The following is a 20,390-nucleotide window of genomic DNA, read 5'->3' as shown; positions in this document are numbered from 1 at the left end:
CAGATGGTCAGCATTGATGTGCACAACGCCTACGTCGACTTCCCCATTTTCGACGCGAAGACCCGCTCCATGAAGAAGAAGGTGCTGGGCAAGGTCGGCGGCAAGATCGGCACCGAGACCAAGGTGCCGATCATCGAGGCCCTCCACGACGTGAGCCTTCAGCTCCGCGAAGGCGACCGGGTCGGCCTGGTGGGCCACAACGGCGCCGGGAAGTCGACGCTGCTGCGGCTGCTGTCCGGCATCTACGAGCCCACCCGCGGTTCGGCGAAGATCTCCGGCAAGATCGCGCCGGTCTTCGACCTCGGCATCGGCATGGACCCGGAGATCTCCGGCCTGGAGAACATCATCATCCGCGGCCTGTTCCTCGGGATGACCGCGAAGCAGATGGAAGCCCGCGTCGACGACATCGCGGAGTTCACCGAGCTCGGCGACTACCTGCAGATGCCGCTGCGGACGTACTCGACCGGTATGCGGGTGCGCCTGGCGCTGGGCGTGGTCACCTCGATCGACCCGGAGATCCTGATCCTCGACGAGGGTATCGGCGCGGTCGACGCGGCGTTCCTCAACAAGGCGAGGGATCGGCTGAAGGCCCTGGTCAAGCGGTCGGGCATCCTGGTCTTCGCCAGCCACTCGGACGAGTTCCTCTTCGAACTGTGCGACTCCGCCATCTGGATGGACGAGGGACATGTCAAGCAGCGCGGCTCGCTGCGCGACGTGCTCACCGGCTACAAGGGGCGCGACCCGTTCGAGAACATGAGCAAGGAAACGCTGGAGCGGTTCGGTGTCGAGCCCCAGCCGGCGACGACGAACGGCGGCCAGGGATGACCAGCGAGACCCGGCAGTTGCCCGAAGGCGCCGTCGTCGGCGTCGTCGTCACGCGCCATCGGCGGGAACTGCTCGCGGACTCGCTCAAGGTGATCGCCGCGCAGACGCGCCCGGTCGACCACCTCGTCGTGGTCGACAACGGGCCGGACAAGTCGGCGCGGGACATCGTCGAGAACTACCCGCTCCCGTTCACGTACCTGCCCTCGCACCGCAACCTCGGTGGCGCGGGCGGGTTCGCGCTCGGCATGCTGCATGCGCTCTCGCTGGGCGCGGACTGGGTCTGGCTGGCGGACGACGACGGCCGTCCCGCCGACGAGAACGTCCTCGCGATCCTGCTGGACGAGGCCGAGAAGCGGGATCTGGCCGAGATCTCCCCGGTGGTGTCCAACATCGAGGCGCCGGACAAGCTCGCGTTCCCGTTGCGGCGCGGGCTGACCTGGAAGCGTTCGTCCTCGGAGCTGGGCGTCGACTTCCTGCCGGGGATCGCCTCGCTGATGAACGGCGCGTTGTTCCGCGCGTCCACTCTGGACGTCGTCGGCGTGCCGGACCTGCGGCTGTTCTTCCGCGGCGACGAGGTCGAACTGCACCGGCGCCTGGTGCGTTCCGGGCTGCCGTTCGGCACCTCGCTCAAGACCGCGTACCTGCACCCGGACGGCTCGGACGAGTTCAAGCCGATGCTGGGCGGCCGGTTCCACGCGCAGGACCCGGAAAACGAGGTCAAGCGCTACTACACCTACCGCAACCGCGGGTACCTGCTGTCCCAGCCGGGCATGCGCAAGATCGGCGCGCTCGAAGTGGTGCGGTTCGGCCTCTACTTCATCGGGGTGAAACGGGACCCGAAGGCCTTTCTGCAGTGGCTGAAACTCGTGCGCCAGGGACGCCACGAAAAGTTCTACCGCTACTGACCGGGTAGTACATCAGCAGCACGAAGATCAGGGCGGCCGCCGCGTCGACGAGGAAACTCGTCGGCGCCGGCACCCAGCCCAGGCTCAGCGCGATGTACAGGAACAGAAGCAGCCCGACCCACAGGCGCCGGCGTTCACCGCGCTGTCCGTCCAGCACCACGGCGACGACAGCGAGCACCAGCGGCGCCATCATCACGAAGACCCGGCCGGTGTCGGTCGCGACGAGCCGGCCAGCCACACAGCAGCCGAAGAGCCAGATGCTCGCGACGAGCAGGTCGCTGCCCAGGCCGTACCGCCGGTATTGCCGGTAAAGCCCGAAGGCGAAGACGAGCCACAGGAAGTGGAACGTCGTGAACAGCACCAGCTGATCGCTGCCCTTGTTGGCCGACAACGCGAACGCGATGTTGTCGAACAGGCTCTTGTTGCCCTGGCCCGCTCCGAAACCGTATTCCCCGCCGATGAGGTTCTGTGCCCAGAGCCGGAAGGCGATGTAAAGCCCGGCGGCGACGACGACGGCGACCACGCCGCCCAGCACGTCGCGGTCACGAAGCTTGCGCCCACGAGTCCAGGCCAGCAGCGGGTACAGCGGCGCGAGCAGGAGCGTGGTCTCCTTGTTGATCGCGCCCACCACGATCACGGCGGTGAAGGCGATCAGCTTCCGTTCGAACGCGAGCCACAAAGCGACGACATACAGCAGGTTGTTCAGCGGGTCGACGAGATACGGATTCGTGAAGGCGTACGGGGCATACCAAAAGGTGCACGCCAGGGCGACCGCGGTCAGGGCCGAGGTGAACAGCTGCAGCTTCAGGTGCGAGCGGAGGAACTCGAAGAACACGATGGCCGCGGCCAGCACGGCCACGACGGTCAGTGCCAGCCACAAGCGGTCGAGCGAGATGCCGGTCACCAGGTTCGCGCGGTGCACGAGCCAGGGGCTCAGCATGCGCAGTGCGAACGGATTGTCCACCGCGGCGCCGGTCTGCTCCGACATCCGGAAATAGTTGATCGCGTCGCCCCACGCCTTTTCGTGCGCGTTGGGCGCCAGATTCGCGTGGGAGATCACGTTGAGCAGCGTGACCATGGCAAGCGTGCCGTATACGCACAGTCGCTGGGTCAGCGCCGTACCGCGGGTACGGGAGATCAGCTCGGTTTGTTCGGAAGTCATCTCTCGATCCGTCGCGTAGGCAACCAGCGCATCCTCAGCGGAGGAGTCCATCGGAATCGTAGTGGGCGCGACCGGTCGGCTCGTCCCCGGTCAGGCGATGGGTGAAACCCTGCGCGGCCGGGTCCGGCCGCGCAGGGTTTCACGATTTCTCAGGAATGCGCCTTGCCACCGGTGTACGTCGGCGCGGACGACTCTGCGGCCGCACTGCGCTGCGCTGTCGCCGCCCCGTAGATCCCGCGATAGGTGTAGATCTCACCCTGGGGGTCACGCCAGCTCACGGCCCAGCTGTCGTCCGGCAGCATGACCATCGCCGGATCGGTACCGGCTTCGTGCAGGTCACGCACCATCCACTCACGGAAGACGCCACCAGGGGTCGTCTGACCCGTGCTGTAAATCAAGCTGTCGCTGCTGCGGACAGTGATCTCCACGTTGCCGCGGCTGGTGACGACCGCCGCCGGGGCACCCTTGGCGGTCACGCCGTCGATCGGCTGCCAGACGCCAGGGAAACCTGCCGAGGTCTCACGCTGGGTATAGATCTTGCCGTCAGCGCGGCGGACCACGACCTGGATCTTTCCGTCACTGTGTGCGACGGCGGCGGGGACGTCGGTGACGTCGACGCCACCGAGGTTGCGCCACGCGCCGAGCGTGTCACCGGCCAACCGGGCGACCCGGACCGATCCGTCACCGTGCCTCGCGACGACCTCGAAGCCGTCGCCGTTGCGCACCACGCTCAGATCGGCGGTCAGGCCGTCACCACCCAGCGAACGCCAAGCGCCGTAGCTCCCCTGGACCGGAGCGCCCCAGAGCACCAGTTGCTTGCGGTACCAGAGCTTGCCGTCGACGTCGGCGGCGAACTCGGTCATCAGATTGTCCGAGCCCTTGACCAGGCTGGGACCGGAGAGCATCCGCCCAGAATGGGACTGGACCCCGGCCTGCCACGTGCTGTTCTTCGCCGTTTGCAGCTTGCCACGCACGTCGGCGTCGTCGTAGCTGTGCGCCAGGACCTCGAGCTTGCCGTCGGGGTGGGTGGCCGCCGTGGGCTGCCCGGTGTACTTGAAGTACTCGGGGAACGTCTGGTGGTCGATCAGGTTCCACTCCGACGTCCTGCGCTGTTTGGCGTGGGTGAGGCCGCCGGCGTTGTTGACGTAGAAGTAGTTCATCAGACCGTCGTCACCCTGCACCGCGGTGTTGCGCGCGGTGAAGTTCGCCGGCACCGCGGGCCGCGTCGGCACCGTCTGCCCCACCAGCTTGCAGGCGTCGGACTTGCCTTCGAGGTGCCAGTCGGCGGGCCAGCCATGGCTGGCGATGGTTCCCGAACCATCGGCCCAGGCGCCGTCACCGAGGTAGCGGTACCACTTGAGCTTTCCGGCACCGCCGTCCAAGGCGTAGAAGACGCCACCGCCGATGCCCGCGACGTCACTGAACGCCTGCCATCCGCCACCGCCGACCAGGCGGGCGTACTCGAGCCACCGATCGCTTTCGGCGTGATAGCGGAAGCTGTAGAGCTGACCCGCCGGGGTGCGCGCGAACAGTTGCCCGTCGCCGGACGCGAAGATCATGTCGTACTTCTGGCCCCAGCCGAGGTCGAGCACCCGCTCGGACCAGGTCTTGGCCGTTTCGTCGTAGCGCCACCAGTGCAGCGCGTTGTCCGAGGGGAAGCCGTAGAAGTCACCTTTGGCGTCGACGGCCATCCTGTTACGGGCCGCCTGCTCGCCCCACCCCTGCCAGGTGGTACCGATTCGCTGCGAAATACCGCCGTTCTCCCAGCCGGTGTTCGTCCACCGATGGCGATGCAGCTCGCCGCTCTGGGTGAAGTAGTACACCCGGCCGTCGGGGCCACCCCGCAAGCTCGGCCAGGCATTGCCGATCTTCTTGCTCTGCCAGTTGTCGGCGGGCCGTTCCGGCTCCTGGCTGGTGTACAGGAGCAGTTCCCCGCTCGGCAGCTTCGCGAAGACGTTGGCCGCGGTGTCGCACTGGAGGGTCTCGGCGGCGGCGGCCGGTGCGGCGAGCGGAACCGGAGCGGTCACCGCGACGGTGGTGGCCAGGATGGCGATCCCGGCCGAACGTCTGAATCTGGTCACTACGGTATCTCTTTCTGCCATCAGGGTATGAAATCGGTGGAGAAGCTTGGATTTTCACTCGGAAAATCGAACGGAAAAACGTCGGTACGCAGAACTCCGGTCAGCAGATCGAGCAGAACACCGGTGGAACTCCGCGGCGACACCGTGAAACCCAACTGACCGGACTCTATGACGAGAGTCGGCCAACCAACCGGATCGCCCACAGGTATCCACATGAGAGAGTCCGCGTTATCGGTCCCTCCCCATTGGATCAGCTCACTGGCATCGACACCATACGAGCGTAGGACTTCGCGGATTCCATCGGCAGCATTTCGTCGAAGAATCTTCCTCATCTCATGGGTGCGTGAATGAATATCAAGGTGCTTATTCTCGACCCCCACCCCGTATATCCACAGAAATTCATCGAAGCACCCCGTTCCGTAAGCGTTCAACAAGTCGAGATGACTGGCCGGAATCGCCGGCCCGACGCCCCGGCCAAGAACCGCCCGATCGACAACCGCAGGAGGAGGGCAAAGTGCGACAAGCCGCTCCAGGTCACTCATGTCCCCTACCTCTCTACATGTTGGCCAGCCGACGCCTGAACGACCAGCCAAAGTCGTCAACGGCCTCGATGACAACATGACTTGGCACAACTCCGCCGCCACCATATTCCGGCGTGACACTCATGATGATCGTATTACCACTGAGTTTGACATGCTCGGCAATGAGGTCCTCCGCGTCGCTAATCGGGCCGTTGTTCTGGATTTTCGATTGCGTCACAAGGTTCCTCAAATCGCGACCGTCGCCACCGAACTGCTTTCCGATCAGGTGACCGCGCGAGTGACCAGCCGCGTCACCAAGGAACCCGGCAGGGCTGTAACGCTTTCCACGTCCGGCTGCAGAGCCGATGAGTCCCTGAGCCGCATCAGCCAGTACTTGAGGGGAAACCTCGGCATAGGCCGGACCGGCTCTCCCGTTGTCCAGTTCGCTGTAGAGGGGCCCACAGTTGTGGACAAGGACATCAGCGGCGGTGGACTGACCACTGCCCGCCCCCACGTAGTACGTGTGGATGCCGTCGACCGTCAGGTTGTAGACCTGGCGGACGTCGGAGAACGACCGCGTGCCGGTGACCGTCGCCGGCCGGTTGTCGGCGGTCAGGAACCGATAGCCGGCCTTCAGGTCCTCGGCGCCGAGCCAGCGGCCCAGGCTCTCCACCCAGAACGGGTGTTCGTCGGTCGCGGTGATCTTGCCCTTGCCGCCGGCCGAATCGACGGAGATCTCGTACAGCTTCCCGTCCGCCCGGTGCGCCCGGACGTCCGTGACCTCCTTGACCGCGGTCTTGCCCGTGGTCGGATCCGTCGCGATCACCTTGTCGCCGACCTTGATGTCCTGGATCGGCTTACGCGATCCGTCCGCCATCAGCACGGTGGTCGCGCCGTCGAAACTGTTCCGGTCCAGCTTGCAGGTGACCTGACCACGCGCGCTGCGGCCCGCGTCCTTGGCTTCTTCGGAGCCGCGTTTCCGATGGCCGCCCATCAGGCTGAGCGCGTCGCCGAGGCCCGGCACCTGGGTGTTCGCGAAATCCGACACCGCCTGTTCGGCGACGGACTGGATCACGCTCGTGCCCGGTTTGATGATCGTCGCCTTGACGGTCTCCCAGACCTTGTTGACGTCCTGGACGTGCTCCGCTGTGGCAGCGGCGAACCGCGCCGGGACGTTCGGGGACGAAGAGACCAGGTCCTTCGCGGCGAGCCTCGGCTTCAGAACCGCCTGCTGAACCGGAAGCGGGTTGCGTTTCGCCGCCGAAGCGATGGCCGCCTTGGCCCGCGCGGTCACCGCCAGCTGCGCCCGGCGCAGTGCGGCCGCCGCGGCTGCCGCGGCCGCTCGACGTGCGGCGGCAGCGGCGGCCGCCTTCGCCGCCGATCGGCCCGCCCAGGCCGCGGCATGCCCGCCGACCCTGCGCATACCGCCCGCCACATCATCGGCGTACCGGCGTACACCGCCGGCGACATCGTCGGCGTAGCGACGAACGCCACCTACGACATCGTCGCCATAGCGCCGTCCTGCCGAAGCCACCTGGCCTCCGACCCGCCGGCCCGCGTTGGCCAGGTCGTCGCCCCATTTGACGGCGTACTTGATCCCCTTCGCGATCTTCCCGCCGGGAACGTAGTTCGACACGGCCCAGAGGAAGTTGCCGATACTGGGGTCCTTGATGAACTTCGCGACGTCGTTGTAGCCCGAGACCTCCTTGACGCCTTCCCAGATACCTCGGCCGATCGCGCCCCAGTTCGGCCAGTGACCGTCGGGGTCGATCAGGTCGAGCGGTCGGCCTGCACCGTAGGTGTAGCGGTTGAACAGGGTCGAGGTACCCGACGCCGCCGAAACGGTGTCGCGCGAGGCGAACGCGCCCGTGCCGGGCTGATACCAGCGGGCACCCATGTTGACCTGCTGGGTGTCGGGATCCGTCCAGTCACCCTGGTAACCGACCGATCGTTTACTTCCCGAAGACGCGGTGACCGTGCCGAAAGGATCGAAGGCGGTCGAGTCCGCCAGGCCCGAGTCCGGTTTGGACGGATCGAATCCACCGACGATGTCCCCGTGCTTGTCCGCCAGGGTGAACCGCTTCTCGGCGCCCTGGCCGATCGACAGCAGTTCCCCGGACGGACCGCGGCCGTAGGTCGCCGTGCCGTCCGAAACCGGGTCCAGATCGGCACCCGCGTAGGCGAACTTGGTGCTACCGCGGGACAGCACCCGGTCCATGTCGTCGTAGGTGTACTGAGACTTGCCTACGCTGATCAGCCGATCGAAGGAGTCGAAGGAGAATTTCTCCTCCATACCCGAGCTGGTGCGCGAGGCCATACCACCGCGGGCGGTGTACGAGTACGTGTAGTCCCCGTCGGCCAGCACCCGGTTCCGCTCGTCGAACGTCGCGGTCTTCTCGCCGTTCCGGATCCGGTTACCCGACGCGTCCCAGCCGTACTCGGTGGTCTTGCCACCGGTGGTCCAGCTGGCCAGCCGGTTCGCGAAATCGTAGGTGTAGCCGTTGTCGCCGGCGCCGGCCGTGCCCGCGGCGACCTTCCGGGTCAGGCGGTCGTTCAGGTCGTACTCGTAGGAGACCGAAGACGCCGTGACGCCGGTGGACGCCTTGAGCACGTCCGAAGACTGCCGTCCCAGCACGTCGTAACCGAACTCGCGAGTCCGGCCCTGCCCGTAATCGACCTTGTCGAGCCTGCCGACGGTGTCGTAACCGAATGCCTGAGCCGCACCGGTGACCCCATCGGACACGGTCGACAACCGTCCCTTGAGGTAGCTGAACCGCGACGTGCCCGACGCATCCGAACGAGTGATCGGCCGACCGTCCGCGTCGTACTCGAACGCCGATTCGCCGGAAATGCCGGTGGCGGTCAGCATCGCGCCACGATCGTTGTAGGTGTAGGCGTTCTTGCCCATCCCGGATTCGGTGCCGGTCAGCCTGCCGACGTCGTCGTAGCTCTTGAGCCGCTCACCGTTCACCCCGGCCCCGGTCCCGGTCTCCTTGACCAGCCGGTTGAGGGCGTCGTATTCCCGGGTCCTGCTCACATTTCCCGGCGACACGATCTTGGTGGCGTTACCGGCCGCGTCGTAGACGGAGGTCCAGGTGCGGTCCGCTTCCGCCGGATGCGCCGTGGTCGCCGGTTCCCGTACCGTTTCGGGCAACGACAACGCGTTGAACGTGGAGAACGTCGAGTTCCCGCGGCCGTCGGTGTAGCGGGTCCGGTTTCCCTGCGCGTCATAACCGAACGACGTGGTGATCGAGTTCGTGTCGGACACCGGTTCGACCTGCTTGACCAGCCTGCCGAGCGGGTCGTAGTCGAACTTCGTCGTCTTGCCCAGTGCGTCGGTCGCCGAAACCACCTGGCCTGCCGCGTCGTGGGCAAAGGACGTGCGCCGTTGAATACGGTTGCCGCCATCGAGGTTGACCATCGCGGTCTTGCGGCCGGCCGGGTCGTACTGCGCGAAGCTGGTCAGCCCCTTGGCGTCCCGCTGCCACACCTGACGACCGATCCCGTCATAGCCGAGCTGGGTGGTCACCCCCGCCGGGTCCGTGACGGACGTCCGCTGCCCCAGCGCGTCGTAGGCGCTGGTGGTCACGTCGCCCGAGGGCGAAGTGACCGTGGTCAGGTCGCCGGCCTCGTTGTAGTCGAACTTGGTGGTGTGCGCGCCCGCGACGGGTTTGCGTTCCAAGGCTGTCTGAGTGATCTTGCGGCCGAGGAAGTCGTAGGTCGCCTCCTGCCGCGAGCCGGTCGGGTCGGTGACCGACAGCCGTTCCCCGGTGAGCGTGTAGTCGTACTTCCACACGCCGCCGACCTCGCCAGGCGCGTCCGCCTTTGGCTGCTGTTGCTCGACTTGACGACCGAGCTGGTCGTACCGGAACCGGCTGATCGCACCACGCGGGCCGACCGATTCGATGACGTTGCCCACCGCGTCGTAGACCACGGAGGTGGCGGGGACGACCGGGTCGGCCGAACCCGGCGCACGATAGGCGGGAGCTTCGACCCGCACCGGCCGGCCCACCGCGTCGTAGGACCGCTTGGTGACGTTGCCGTTCGCGTCCTTGGTCGCGGTCTCTTCACCGAAGACGTTGAAACCGACCACGGTCTCCGGCCTGCCGACGGCGGATTTCCCGTCGCCGGACTCCAAGGACGCCGCGGGCAGCTTGGCACCGACCTGCTGCTCCGCCTCGTCGTAGCGGTATTCGGTGGTGAAGGCGGCGGGATCCGCACCCGCGACGTTGCCGCGTGGTTCGGTCTCCGCCACCAGCAGCCCGCGCTGGTCGTATCGGCGTTTGGTGATCAACGCCGACTGCCCGTGGCGGACGCTTTCCGAGGTCTGGTTCCCCGCCGCGTCGTAGGTGAAGTCGATGACCTCCGCCGGACCGCTTCCGAACGGCCCGGTGTTCGAGTTCTTGCCGACCTTGGCGACCTGGGTGACGTTGCCGTTCGGGTCGTAGGTGTACTCGGTCCGGCGGGCGAGCCCGCCGGGGTCCTCGACGGTCGCCCTGGTCCGGCCGACGGCGTCGATTTCATGGGCGGTCAGCCTGCCGCCGGGGCCGAGACGGCGGACGAGGTTGCCGGCGGCGTCGTAGGCGTTCTGTTCCAGGAGGACCTTTTCGGTCGTTCCGTCGGCCTTCTTGCCCTTTTCCGCATGGACCCGGAAGACCAGATCGTTGTGCGTGTACTCGTACGTCGTGGCCCTGCCCATCGCGTCGACGTGACGGATGAGCCTGCCGGCGAGATCGTAGGTATTGGACTCCATCACGAGCAGCTTGGCTTCGGAGTCATCGGGGCTGTCGGAGTTCTTCCCGCCACTGACGGGTTTCCCGTGCCAGCCCCGGAGACGGACCTCGGCGAGTTTGTTGCGCGCGGTGTAGGCGTATTCGATCCGGGTGCCGAGCGCGTCGACCGTCCACATGCGATTGCCGAAGACGTCGAAGCCGAACGACGTCGTGGCTCCGGTCGCGTCGGTGACGGAGTTCTGCCTGCCGTGTTCGTCGTAGGTGTAGCCGGTGACCCTGGTCTGGTCTCCACCGGTGAGATCCGCGACCTCCACCTTCTCCGGCTCGCCGTCGGCCGTGTACGTGGTCGTGGTGGCCCGGGTGTGCTTGACCCCGGTCACCGCGTCGGTCACCGGTGGTTCGGTCACCTTGGCGAGGAGATTGCGTGCGTCATAGGTGAACGTGGTGGTGAGGCCCTGCGGATGGGCGTCGGACACCTCGGTTTCGGTGATCTTGCGGCCGAGCGCGTCGTAGGTGTACCGAGTGACCATCCCCCGGCTTTCACCGTCTCGCCGAGGGCCCTCGGTTTCGGCGAGATCACCGTTCGCGTAATAGCGGTTCCGGGTTTCGGCGCCACGGGCGTCCAGGGTCCGTTGCAGGAGCCCGGCGGGTTCGAGCCCGCCGCCGACGGCAGCGCTCTCACCGTCGGTGTAGAAGTGCTTCACCGTCGAGCCGTCGGGCGTGACCTGGCTGTCCAGATCACCACGCGGCGTGTAGGCGAACGTGGTGCGGTAGGTGTTGTCGGTCGCGCTCGTGGACCGGCCGTCGCGCGCTTCGAGCTGCTTGTCGATCCGCGGGTCGGTGTCGTTCGCCTTACCCGGAGCGGGCTTGTAGTAGGTGAAGTACTCCGTGTCGCACACGCCGGGCTCACGGCACGTCCGGCGAGACAGGACGTTGCCTCGCTCGTCGTTGTGGAGCACGACCTGGTGGCCGTTCTCGTCGGTGATGGTCTGCTGGAATCCGCTTTCGTCGTAGTCGTAGCTACGCACGCCGATTCCCTGAACCGGGCCACCGACCCAGTCCGGCGTGTTGTGGCCGGGGCCGCCGCAGTAGACCGGGCTGCCGTCCGGGTTCGGTGGCGGCGTTCCGGTACACGCCGGCGCCGTCGTCGGGGGTGAGGTCGGCACCACCGACGGGTCGGGCCGGTCTTCGTCACGGGTGCCCAGCCCGAGCGGGCTCGACGTGCGGATGACCCGGCCGCGGATCGGGTCGTAGTCGTAGAACCTCGACCGGTTCGCGGGATCGGTGACCTCGATCGACCGGACGAGGTTACGGATGGGACGCTTCTGCTCGTCGAGCTTCTCGGTCCCGCTCACGTTCGGCACGCCGAGGGTCCATTTGCCGCCGTTGTCGTCCGTGTAGGTCCGGATCCGGTCGTTGACCGTGTCGTAGGCGAGCTGCGCGGCCACCCGGCCGCCCGGCATGGTGACCTTGGTGAGCTGGTCGGCGGCGGCACGGGCGGCGAAGTGCGCTTTCGCCGCCGACTCGCCCAGCGGATGCTGGTAGAGGGCGACCTCGTCGATCTCGCCCGCGAAATGCTTGACCGCCTGTCCCGGCCACCATCCGGCGGGTTCCCAGTTGGCCGGGCCGACGACGTGCGAAGCACCGATCTGCCCGTAGGTGAGCAGGCTGTCGTCGATCTCGCCGTCGGTGGTGCCCACCTTCACGCCGTCGAGGAACATCGTCTGGGTCGCCAGCGAACCGGACAGCACGACGTGATGCCACTGCCCGTCGTTCACCGCGCCGGTGGTGGTGATCGGCGCGACGCGGCCGTGCCAGAACTGACCGCGCAGCTTCCCGTCGCGGTCGACGTAGAGCGCCGGGACCGCGCCGCCGGGCGCCCGGTCGAACGGCTGGTGCTGGAAACCGACCAGCGGCCCGCCGCTGGTGGTCTTGAACCACATCTCGATGGAGAGATCCCGGCTTTTCTTGATCGCGCCGTCGGGGAGCTTGACGTAGGAATTGGTGCCGTTGAAGGTCGAGGCGGTGTCGGGGCTGCCCGCCGCCATGCCCGGGCTCCCGAGCTGGACGGTGCGATAGGCGCCGTGGTCCTTGCCGAGATTCGTGGCGACCTGGCTCTTCGCGACGTCGCCTTCCGTCTCGCCAAGGCGCCAGTAGGAATCCGGCTTGGCGTCGATAACCGCACTGCGATAGTGCGAGCCGGTGTCGTACTCGTAGGACGTACAACCGTTCTTCGGATCGCACACCCGGGTCAGCCGGTCGCCGTCGTACTCGTACTTCCAGCTGATGGCCGCGCCGTCGACCGGATCGGTCTTGACCTCGGTGACATGCGCGCCGGTCCAGGTGAAGTACAGCGTCCTGCCGCTGGTCCGGCTGATCGCCCGCTTGAGCTGCCCCGTGGCGCCGTAGTCGAACTCGACCCATCGGCCCGCGTTGTCGTGGACGGTGATGAGCTTTCCGTCGAACGGGCGGAACGTGTAGGTGGTGTTGGACTTGTCGATCAGCACGTAGTTCTGCGCCGGCGTCACGACGTCCTGGTAGAACGTCGCGAACCTGCCGGGCGGCGGCGCGAAACTGCCGTTCTCGGCGTTGTGCCCGAACCGGACCTGCTGGCCGTCCGGGTAGGTGACGACGACGTTGCCGGAACCGTCGAGATCCGGGACGACCCGCATGTCGTACCGCGTCGCCCAGCCCGCCCCGAACGCGAGATCCTTGCGTGGGTCCAGGCTGTTGTACGTGCGGGCGACGTTCAGGTCCGGGCCGGTGACCCCGACCGCCGCGTCGATCGCGCCGGTCGTGTAGTTGCCGACCTGCGGATCGAAGTCCAGGTCACCGGCGCTGTAGGGCGCGCCTCCGAGGTGCGAGGTGATGTCCGGCTGAGGAACCGCCGTGAGCAACGCGCTGAACGGGAGCTGTTCGCTGCGGGTTCCGCTCGGATCGACCGCGAACGCGCGCCAGTGGTACGTCTCGCTCCACCGCAACCGTCCTTTGGGGACGGTCCAGGTCTTCGCCTTGGTACGCGGGGAAAGCGTGCAACCGAAATCGATCGCGCCGGTGGCCTCGTTGCGCTGGCAGATCTCGAACTCGTAGTCGATCGTCGTGTTCGGAGGCGCGTCGATGTCCACCGCGTCGGCCCACAGCTGCGGGGTCAACGTCGGCGCGGTGTGCCCGGCGGGCGGGTACTGCCCCTTGACCACGGGCGGCAGTTCGAACACCGTCATCGAAAGCCGGGCGGGCGGGATCTGCTCGTCGGTGAAGAAGGTGTTGTTGTGCACCATGCTGAAATCGAGCAGGTAATCGCCCGGTTCCATCCCGAACACCGTGGCGTCGAGAGTCACCGTGTCACCCGGCGGCACGTCACGCGGCAGCTTCGCCGACTCACGTGCGTCCTTCGGCCTGCCGTCGGTGGTGAACGCCCGGTAGGACAAGCGGTACTCGGCAGGAGTCCAGGTCCGTGAGCCCCGGTTGGTCACCGCGATCCGCACCTTCGCCTTGTCACCGCTGGTGCGGTGCACGGGCGGTTCCGGTGTACCTCGTTCGATGCGATAGCCGGCGTCGTAGGGAGTATGCGTCACGAACAGGCGCGGCTTGTTCGCCGTCTGGTGTCCGGTGAACTTCTTCCAGCCGCGGACGGCCTTCACCGCCAGCCCGTGGTTCGGCTGGCCCTTGACCCAGCCCTGCACCAGGTCGCGGCCTCCGTCGCCGAGGTCGATCGCGTGCGCGGCGGTGGGGCACGGCGAATACGACTGCCCAAGGCCGACGTAGCCGTGCGCGAAGCTCGCGCCACCGAGCGGTCCACCGGTCGGCGGGGTCCCGGACGTGCCCCATGGCGCGGTCACCGGATGCACGGTGATCGGCTCCGGACGGCAGGACGGCGCGTCGAAGTTGGTCAAGTACAGCTGGGCGCCGAAGATCTTGTGCCCGGACAGCGCGCCCGACACCCCGCCGAAGTCGAAGTAACCGACCGAGCCGTTGCCCACCAGCAGCTCGCTCGCGCCGCTGCGCCGCTGACCACCGGAGACGTACATGCTGTTGCCTGCCACGCCCTGGTGCACGCTGGGATCCACCAGCACCGGATAGTGCCTGGCCGGGTCACGCAGCCATGCCTGGTCGAGGTCGACCTTCAGCGCCTGTCCACCGCCGTGCGGCACGAGCGAGTAGGTGACGCCGTAGGACGTGGCGGGGTTCTCCGCGGCCGAATCCGTCATGAATCCCGCGGGGATGTGCGCCTGCTCGGCACCCGCACCGTCGAGCAGCGCGACCCGGCCGTCGATCAGTTTCGGAGTCAGACCACCGAGACGCAACGGGAAGAGCCAGCTGGTGGCGGCTTGGGGAGAACCGAGAACCAGTGTTTCCTTGATCCCGCCGGGCAGGACGTCGATCCGCAGATCGGCGCCGCCCGCCACCCCCGGATAGGTGATGGCGCTGCCTTCGACACGGGCGGGGACGGCCTGCGCGCCCGCCAGGCCGAAGGCGAATTCCTGGGCGCCGGGCAGCCGCATCGACACGAACGGCTCGGGCGACGCCTTACCGGCGAACCTGGTGTCGACCTGGTCCGCCGCGTTGCGCCAGCCGCCTCCGTCGGGAACGACGGCCGGGTCGATGGGCTGCCAGCCGCCGTCAGGGCGACGGAAGTTCAGCGGCCCCTCGGAGAACTCCGTGGTCTCCGTCCCGTCGGGATTGGCGAAGGTCCGTTCCCTCGGCCCACGGCGGTCCGGCAGTTCACGGCTGGCCCGCTCGTCGAACCCGGTGACCTTGGCGGACACCGGTTGTTCGGCCACCGGGTTCGGCTTGGGCTTGTCCGAGTGGAAGACCGGCTGGGGGTACTTCGCGAGTTCGGACTTCGGCTCGGCACGGTTCCCCGTCGCGGACTCGACCTCGTGCTGCTGTCCCTCCGCGGTCCCCCACTCCTGCCGGGGCGCGAGATCACTCGGGTTAGCCGGGTCCACGCTTCCGGGATGGAGGGCGTCGGCGCTCACCATCCCGAGTAGAAGCACGATCACCAATCCAAGGGCACCTAGTGCTCCACCGAATCGGGATCCGGAAAAAGGCATGCGTCTACCCTGAATTCGGCCGGCGGCCATCAGCGATCCCCCCTGCTCACAGGCGGACATCCGTCGCCGCCCAAGGCAAAACCTCAGCTAACGTAGCGGCCGCTGATCATCGGAACAATAGTTGTCCAGACAACTTTCTTATTACCGCGAGACTCACGGAAAGTAACGCTCGCGAACGTTACCTTTTTCGACGGAGATCACACTTCGAAAAGGGCGGCGGCACCCATTCAGACGATTCAATTCTCCCCGGAACACGAATGGCCCCCTTGCTCGTGAGCAAGGGGGCCATTCGCCAGAAGAGCTACTCGCCGATGACCGGCGGAGCGGTGCGCATGTCGGTCCCGAAGACCTCGTCCGGGTCGCCCTCGACGAGGTACGTCGGACGCTGGTGCTCGGTGTCCTCGTCTCCGTCCGCGTGCTGGCCGCGACCACCCATACCGCCGCCCATACCCGGCCCGCCACGACCGGCGGCGCCACCGCCGAGACCGCCCATCCCGCGGCCTGCCGCCGCTTCGGCGGCACCGATACCGCCGGGGCGGGCCGCGCCGGACGCGGAGCCCGAACCGGGCGTGGAGCCCCCCGATCCACCGCCGGGGCCGAACCCGCTTCCGCCGCCACCGCGGGCGGTGCGGCTGTTGTGCTCCGCGTCGCCGAGGCCGCCGCCCATCATGGGCGGCGCCATCGGCATGGGGCTGATCGGCATCGAGGTGTTGTTGTTCGGGCCGGGACCGGTGATCGGTGCCGGCGTGTTCTGGAAGCCGGACGGCGTCGTCCCCGAAGGGATGCTGCCGGATCCCGTGCTGCTGCCGGGGCCGGGGAGGTTGGTCGAGCCGAGGCCCCCACCGCCGCCTCCACCGCCGCCGTTACCTCCGCCGCGGCTGCCTGGCGGGATGTAGGTGTTGCCGGGGTTGCTGGAACCGGGATTGCTGGAGCCGGGCGGAACCTGGTAGATACCGGCCCTGCCGGTGTCGTCACCGCCGCCACCCACGCCGAACTTCGGCGGCTCGGCGAAGGCCGGCTGCTTCGACGCGGCCTCGTACAGCGCCTTGTCGTAGCTGTGCATGGCGGAGGCCGCCTCGGTGTGCGCCTCCTGGCTGTCCTTCTGCTTCTGGATGGACTTGTCGATGTTCTCCCCGAGGTTGAACGGGTTCGACGTCATCCACCCCCCGACCTCGTCCTTCCAGTTGAAGGGGATCGGCTTGGGCATCGTGTTCTTCACGGTGGAAGCCGCGTTGCCCTGGTCGTAGATCGTCTCCGAAGCGAGCTTCGCGTTCTGGGAGTTCGCTTCGGACCACGTGCTGAGGCTCTTGAAGTAGCCCTGCGCGTTGCCCGCCGCGTCACCTTCCCAGGTGCCCTGGGACGAAGTGACGGCCTTGTCCATGGTCTTCGAGAAGGTGTCGAAGGCCTTGTGCAGGTCGTGGTACGCCGTGGAGACCTGGGTGACCTGCTCGACGTTCAGGTCCGTGTTGACGAACTGTTCGAGCCGCTCGTGGTCGTAGCCCTGGTAGTCCGCGTTCGACGGCTCCAGACCCTCGACGTACTGGACGTCGCCGTTCTGGGTCAGCTTGTCGACGTTCTTGTCGCCGACCTCCTGCGACTGCTGATGGGCCTTCCCGGAGGCGATGAACTGATTGACCGCGCCGAACAGCCAGCCGTCACTGGGGTCGACGCCCTCCTGCGCCTTCTGCTGGAAGTACGCGTCGCGAGCCGCCGGCGAAAGGTCGGAGACCTGCTGCTCGGTCAGGTTCGGTGTCTTGGTGGTCATCCTGGTTCCCCCTTAGCCCTTCGGAAGCTTCGGTTCGACGATGTCGGCGACCTTCTCGGCGATCCCGCACGCCTTCTGCGCGTCGTCGGCCGCGACGAGGAGATCGACCCGCGCGGACGGGCCGAGTTCGAGCGCCATCAGGCACCCACCCGGCGGCCTGGGCGCGAGGACCGCCTTGCGGCCGTTGACGTTGCCGGTGGTCTTGCCGTTGCCGGAGTCGCTCACGGTGTCGAGGCCCTGCGCGTCACGGACGCCGACACCGATCGAGAGCGTCTCCGAAGCGGTCGCCGCTTCCTTGTTCAGCGTGCAGAGCCGCGCCCCGCCCGCGGATTCGTTCGTCGGCGGCTTGAAGGTCCCGTAGGACGCCAGGTCCGCCGCGGTGACGAGCGAACACGGGTCGATCGACGCGGTGTCCCCGCCGGAAGCGGGCGCTGAGCTGGAAGCGCTCGACTGCGCCGGAGGAGCCGACGGCGCGGGACTGGCGCTGCCCGGCTTTTCGCTGGAACACGCGGCCAGTACCAGGGCGGCCGCGGCGAGCGGCAGCACGCAGAGTTTCTTCATCGTCCCTCAGGCCTGAATCTTCTTGGTGGCGTCGATCGCGCGGTCTTCGACGTCCTTGTACAGTCCGGCGGCCCTGGCCAGCGCCTCGTCGGCGTCCTTGACCACCTGCTCGAACTGCCCGATGATCGCGTTCGCCGAGTTGGCGGACTGGGCGGCGCCCTTGTGGTCGTGCGCGGCGACCGCCTTGCCGTACGGGTGGCCACCCAGCTGCGGGGCCTCGTTCAGCGCCATGGTCTTGACCTTGAGCGCGCTGAGCTCTTCCGACATGTTCGCGAGCGCCTCACGCAGCGGCTTGACCCCCTCGGCGGTGATCTTGAACCCGCCGCTCTTGGCGGCCGAGACCAGCTTCTGGGTCTCGGCGCTCACCTTGGCGATCGCGGCCTGGTTCAGGCCGCCGGCCGCCACGTAGTTGGCCGCCGCCCCCATGGCGGAGCCGATCGAGAAGTCCGGTGCCGCCTGTCCGCCGTCCGCTTCGAAAGCCATCGCCCGCCCCACTGCATCGTCTGCTCGCCCGTGCGTTCCGCCCGGAAGTCTACTAGCCGGGCACTCAGCGCAACGGTGATTCCCCGATCACCGAAGATCCCGCCGGAACTGTGACGAAACGGGCGTCACGCCGGTTCCCGTCGGTTCAGAACTGGCCTTCGAGCTGGGCGTACAGCTGCTGCGCGATCCTCGCGTTGTCGGCGGGAGCGTAGGTCAGCCAGCTCTGCCCGTCGGCCGCCTGGCGCGAAGTCATCATGAACCGGCCCGCCTCGGTGTCGAACCACGCCAGCGGCGGGAAGGCCTGGCCGCCGCGGATGAACACGCTGAACTGACCCACGCGCTTCATCGGCTTCTCGAAGATGCGCTCCACCTGCCGCTGCTGCGGGTTCGACCCGTGGGAGCGGGGTCCGCTGACCTGGGCGAACGGGTCGTACACGTCGTCGTTCCGGGGGCGCTTCGGCGCGCTCACCGGCTTCGCGATGGTGACCGATTGGCCAGGGCCCGCCGGGGTGAGCGGCAGAAGGTCGACGATCGACGCGACGATCGCGGTGGGCCGGGTCTCCTCGAAGATGAGCAGGTTCTCGTCCTGCCGCGCGAGGACCGCGAACTGCCCGTTCGTCGCCGCCCGCGCGAACAGCTGCTTGTCCTTGTCCATCTGCGCGACCGCCCAGACGGCGAGCTGCGGGTTGGCGAACGTGGCGAGCGCCAGCTCGACGTCGGCGTCGAGCCTGCCGCCGCGCATCATGCCGCGGCCTTCGAGGTCGCGGAAGACGGCCTCTCGCACCATCGCGCGCTGATCGGTCGTCGTGCCGATGTGCGGGACCTCGAACGGGACCGGCGCCGGACCGAACCGGCCGTGTTCGAGCAGGATGTCCACCGCCGCCAGCGACAGCGAGAACGAATGCGGCATCGCCATTTCCCCCCGCGGGTGTCTTGTTCGTCGGGATGAACGTAGTCCACACACCCGATACGCCCGCAGCGAACCCGCTTGCCCGGCCGTGATCACGGCTGGTGCCATGGATTCATGGCAGACCAGAAACCCGCGCTCGTCCTCCATCTCGCCGCCGGGGGCGAGCCGCTGCTCTTCGCGCTCACGGCGGAGGAAACCGAACGGCTGACCAAGGATCTCTCGCATTTCGTCCGCACCGGCGCGGTGCAGACGGTCCGGACGAGGGACGACTCCGAGGTGGCGATCAACTTCTCCCACGTCGCCGCCGCCTACATCGACGACCTGAACCGCAAGACGAGGGTGTTCGGGCTGCACTAGTTCCGGGAGAAGAGCTCCAGCAGGCCCGATTTGATCTCCGGGCGGCTGGCGGCGACCAGCAGGAAGGTGGCTTCCCGGACGAGCCGCTGGGGGTGTCGTCCGACGAGTACCGACGTGCTGCCGTTGGCCGCGACCAGCGCGCCCGCGGCCCGGAACGCGAGCTCCGCGCCCGCCGCCCTGGCCGCGGGCAGCGACGGCGGATCGGTGAGCGCCGCGTCGAGCCTGCCGCGAACGGCGTCGATCTCGGCCCGGATGCCGGCGGCGACGTCGGCCTTCCCGAGGTCTTCGAGGAGCCGCGCGGCACGGGCGGCCAGGCCGAGGGGCGCGCAGCCGTTGAGGCGGGAGGCGAAGGTGTTGCCCGCGACGAAGTCCGCGTGCGGGGTCTTCCCGTAGACGCGGTCGTCGGCGAGGAAGTAGCGGGTGAAGCCGAGGTGCACGGTGGACGTGCCCTGCGCCGCGACGAGGTCGAGCGGCTGGACCTCCAGCTGCTCCCCCTCGACCGGATCGATGATCGCGCCGACGACGGTGTCACCGTCGCGGGCGCTGAGCTGGAGCACGTCGATGACGCCCCAACCGCTGACGAAGGGCGCTTCGCCGTCGAGGAGGTAGCCGCCGTCGACGCGTTCCGCGCGCAGCCTTGGCGGGGTCGGGATCACCGCGGCGAACGCGGCACCGGCCTTGAGTTCGCCGCTGATCAGCGACGGGAGGTAGCGGTCGCGCAGTTCGGCGGCTGTCCCGGCGCCGGTGAGCGCCGCGACCAGGCCGTGGTGCTGGATCCAGGTGAACGTCGTGCTGAGGCAGCCGCCCGCCAGCGTCTCGAGGATCTCGACGATCTCCGGCAACCCGGCGCCCGGACCGCCGGCTTCTGTGGGCGCCGCCAGGCCGTAGAGGCCTTCGGCGGCGAGAGCGTCGAAGTGGCTTGAGGGGACTTCGCCCTTGAGGTCGACTTCGGTGGCTGCGGGGAAGAGGAGATCATCGGCGAGGGCGTGGGCTCGGGCGACCAGATCCGTCATGCGGGTAAGGCTACCCTTAC

Annotated in this window: 12 protein-coding genes; 3 read left to right on the top strand and 9 right to left on the bottom strand. The window is 67.6% G+C overall.

Annotated elements, in window-relative coordinates; translation table 11 throughout:
- The first annotated feature begins 3 nt into the window (after positions 1-3).
- Together wzt and glfT1 are read left to right on the top strand one after the other, a co-directional pair.
- Positions 4-825 (top strand): galactan export ABC transporter ATP-binding subunit Wzt/RfbE, encoded by an 822-nt coding sequence (gene wzt / locus ACOCEP_RS12390; protein ID WP_482337357.1) that lies wholly within the window; start codon positions 4-6, stop codon positions 823-825.
- Positions 822-1,730, top strand: coding sequence for a galactofuranosyltransferase GlfT1 (gene glfT1, locus ACOCEP_RS12385; RefSeq protein ID WP_482337356.1), 909 nt, complete (start codon positions 822-824; stop codon positions 1,728-1,730). The genes wzt and glfT1 overlap by 4 nt, the downstream gene beginning before the upstream one ends.
- Here glfT1 and ACOCEP_RS12380 read toward each other — a convergent pair.
- The 8 genes from ACOCEP_RS12380 to ACOCEP_RS12345 form a co-directional block, all read right to left on the bottom strand.
- The gene (locus ACOCEP_RS12380; protein WP_482337355.1) at positions 1,642-2,892 is read right to left on the bottom strand and encodes a hypothetical protein; all 1,251 of its coding nucleotides are present in this window, start codon (positions 2,890-2,892) and stop codon (positions 1,642-1,644) included. The two genes, glfT1 and ACOCEP_RS12380, sit on opposite strands and share 89 nt — an antisense overlap.
- 149 nt (positions 2,893-3,041) lie before the next feature.
- Positions 3,042-4,973: a tachylectin-related carbohydrate-binding protein gene (locus ACOCEP_RS12375; RefSeq protein ID WP_482337354.1), complete on the bottom strand. Its 1,932-nt coding sequence runs from the start codon at positions 4,971-4,973 to the stop codon at positions 3,042-3,044.
- 20 nt (positions 4,974-4,993) lie between these two features.
- Entirely contained in the window at positions 4,994-5,515 is a 522-nt protein-coding gene (locus ACOCEP_RS12370) for a hypothetical protein (RefSeq protein ID WP_482337353.1), read from the bottom strand.
- A 13-nt stretch (positions 5,516-5,528) separates the two neighbouring features.
- On the bottom strand, positions 5,529-15,230 hold the full coding sequence (locus ACOCEP_RS12365; RefSeq protein ID WP_482337352.1) for a polymorphic toxin-type HINT domain-containing protein: 9,702 nt from the start codon (positions 15,228-15,230) through the stop codon (positions 5,529-5,531).
- A 352-nt stretch (positions 15,231-15,582) separates the two neighbouring features.
- Positions 15,583-17,046 carry a hypothetical protein gene (locus ACOCEP_RS12360; protein ID WP_482337351.1) on the bottom strand — a complete coding sequence of 488 codons (1,464 nt, stop codon included), beginning with the start codon at positions 17,044-17,046 and terminating at the stop codon, positions 15,583-15,585.
- 12 nt (positions 17,047-17,058) lie between these two features.
- Positions 17,059-17,607 carry a DUF3558 family protein gene (locus tag ACOCEP_RS12355; protein WP_482337350.1) on the bottom strand — a complete coding sequence of 183 codons (549 nt, stop codon included), beginning with the start codon at positions 17,605-17,607 and terminating at the stop codon, positions 17,059-17,061.
- A 6-nt stretch (positions 17,608-17,613) separates the two neighbouring features.
- Positions 17,614-18,090 carry a hypothetical protein gene (locus ACOCEP_RS12350; protein ID WP_482337349.1) on the bottom strand — a complete coding sequence of 159 codons (477 nt, stop codon included), beginning with the start codon at positions 18,088-18,090 and terminating at the stop codon, positions 17,614-17,616.
- A 145-nt stretch (positions 18,091-18,235) separates the two neighbouring features.
- A complete protein-coding gene (locus ACOCEP_RS12345) occupies positions 18,236-19,000 on the bottom strand; it encodes an ESX secretion-associated protein EspG (RefSeq protein WP_482337348.1) in 765 nt (254 codons plus the stop codon).
- A 114-nt stretch (positions 19,001-19,114) separates the two neighbouring features.
- Between ACOCEP_RS12345 and ACOCEP_RS12340 the strand changes: the two genes are divergently transcribed.
- Positions 19,115-19,357, top strand: a complete 243-nt coding sequence (locus ACOCEP_RS12340) for a hypothetical protein (protein WP_126732425.1) — start codon at positions 19,115-19,117, stop codon at positions 19,355-19,357.
- Here ACOCEP_RS12340 and ACOCEP_RS12335 read toward each other — a convergent pair.
- Positions 19,354-20,370: an acyl-CoA dehydrogenase family protein gene (locus ACOCEP_RS12335; protein WP_482337347.1), complete on the bottom strand. Its 1,017-nt coding sequence runs from the start codon at positions 20,368-20,370 to the stop codon at positions 19,354-19,356. The two genes, ACOCEP_RS12340 and ACOCEP_RS12335, sit on opposite strands and share 4 nt — an antisense overlap.
- Between the last annotated feature and the right edge of the window lie 20 nt (positions 20,371-20,390).

The sequence above is a fragment of the Amycolatopsis sp. CA-211722 genome, assembly GCF_056828465.1.
Note: the sequence above shows the minus strand (reverse complement) of the source record. Positions and strands in the feature narration are given on the sequence as shown.

What these genes read in the sequence shown, in the direction of transcription:
- ACOCEP_RS12340 (WP_126732425.1), top strand. Translation starts at nt 19,115, where the DNA reads ATGGCAGACCAGAAACCCGCGCTCGTCCTCCATCTCGCCGCCGGGGGC.
- ACOCEP_RS12355 (WP_482337350.1), bottom strand. Translation starts at nt 17,607, where the DNA reads ATGAAGAAACTCTGCGTGCTGCCGCTCGCCGCGGCCGCCCTGGTACTG.
- glfT1 (WP_482337356.1), top strand. Translation starts at nt 822, where the DNA reads ATGACCAGCGAGACCCGGCAGTTGCCCGAAGGCGCCGTCGTCGGCGTC.
- ACOCEP_RS12360 (WP_482337351.1), bottom strand. Translation starts at nt 17,046, where the DNA reads ATGACCACCAAGACACCGAACCTGACCGAGCAGCAGGTCTCCGACCTT.
- wzt (WP_482337357.1), top strand. Translation starts at nt 4, where the DNA reads ATGGTCAGCATTGATGTGCACAACGCCTACGTCGACTTCCCCATTTTC.
- ACOCEP_RS12350 (WP_482337349.1), bottom strand. Translation starts at nt 18,090, where the DNA reads ATGGCTTTCGAAGCGGACGGCGGACAGGCGGCACCGGACTTCTCGATC.
- ACOCEP_RS12370 (WP_482337353.1), bottom strand. Translation starts at nt 5,515, where the DNA reads ATGAGTGACCTGGAGCGGCTTGTCGCACTTTGCCCTCCTCCTGCGGTT.
- ACOCEP_RS12345 (WP_482337348.1), bottom strand. Translation starts at nt 19,000, where the DNA reads ATGCCGCATTCGTTCTCGCTGTCGCTGGCGGCGGTGGACATCCTGCTC.
- ACOCEP_RS12380 (WP_482337355.1), bottom strand. Translation starts at nt 2,892, where the DNA reads ATGACTTCCGAACAAACCGAGCTGATCTCCCGTACCCGCGGTACGGCG.
- ACOCEP_RS12335 (WP_482337347.1), bottom strand. Translation starts at nt 20,370, where the DNA reads ATGACGGATCTGGTCGCCCGAGCCCACGCCCTCGCCGATGATCTCCTC.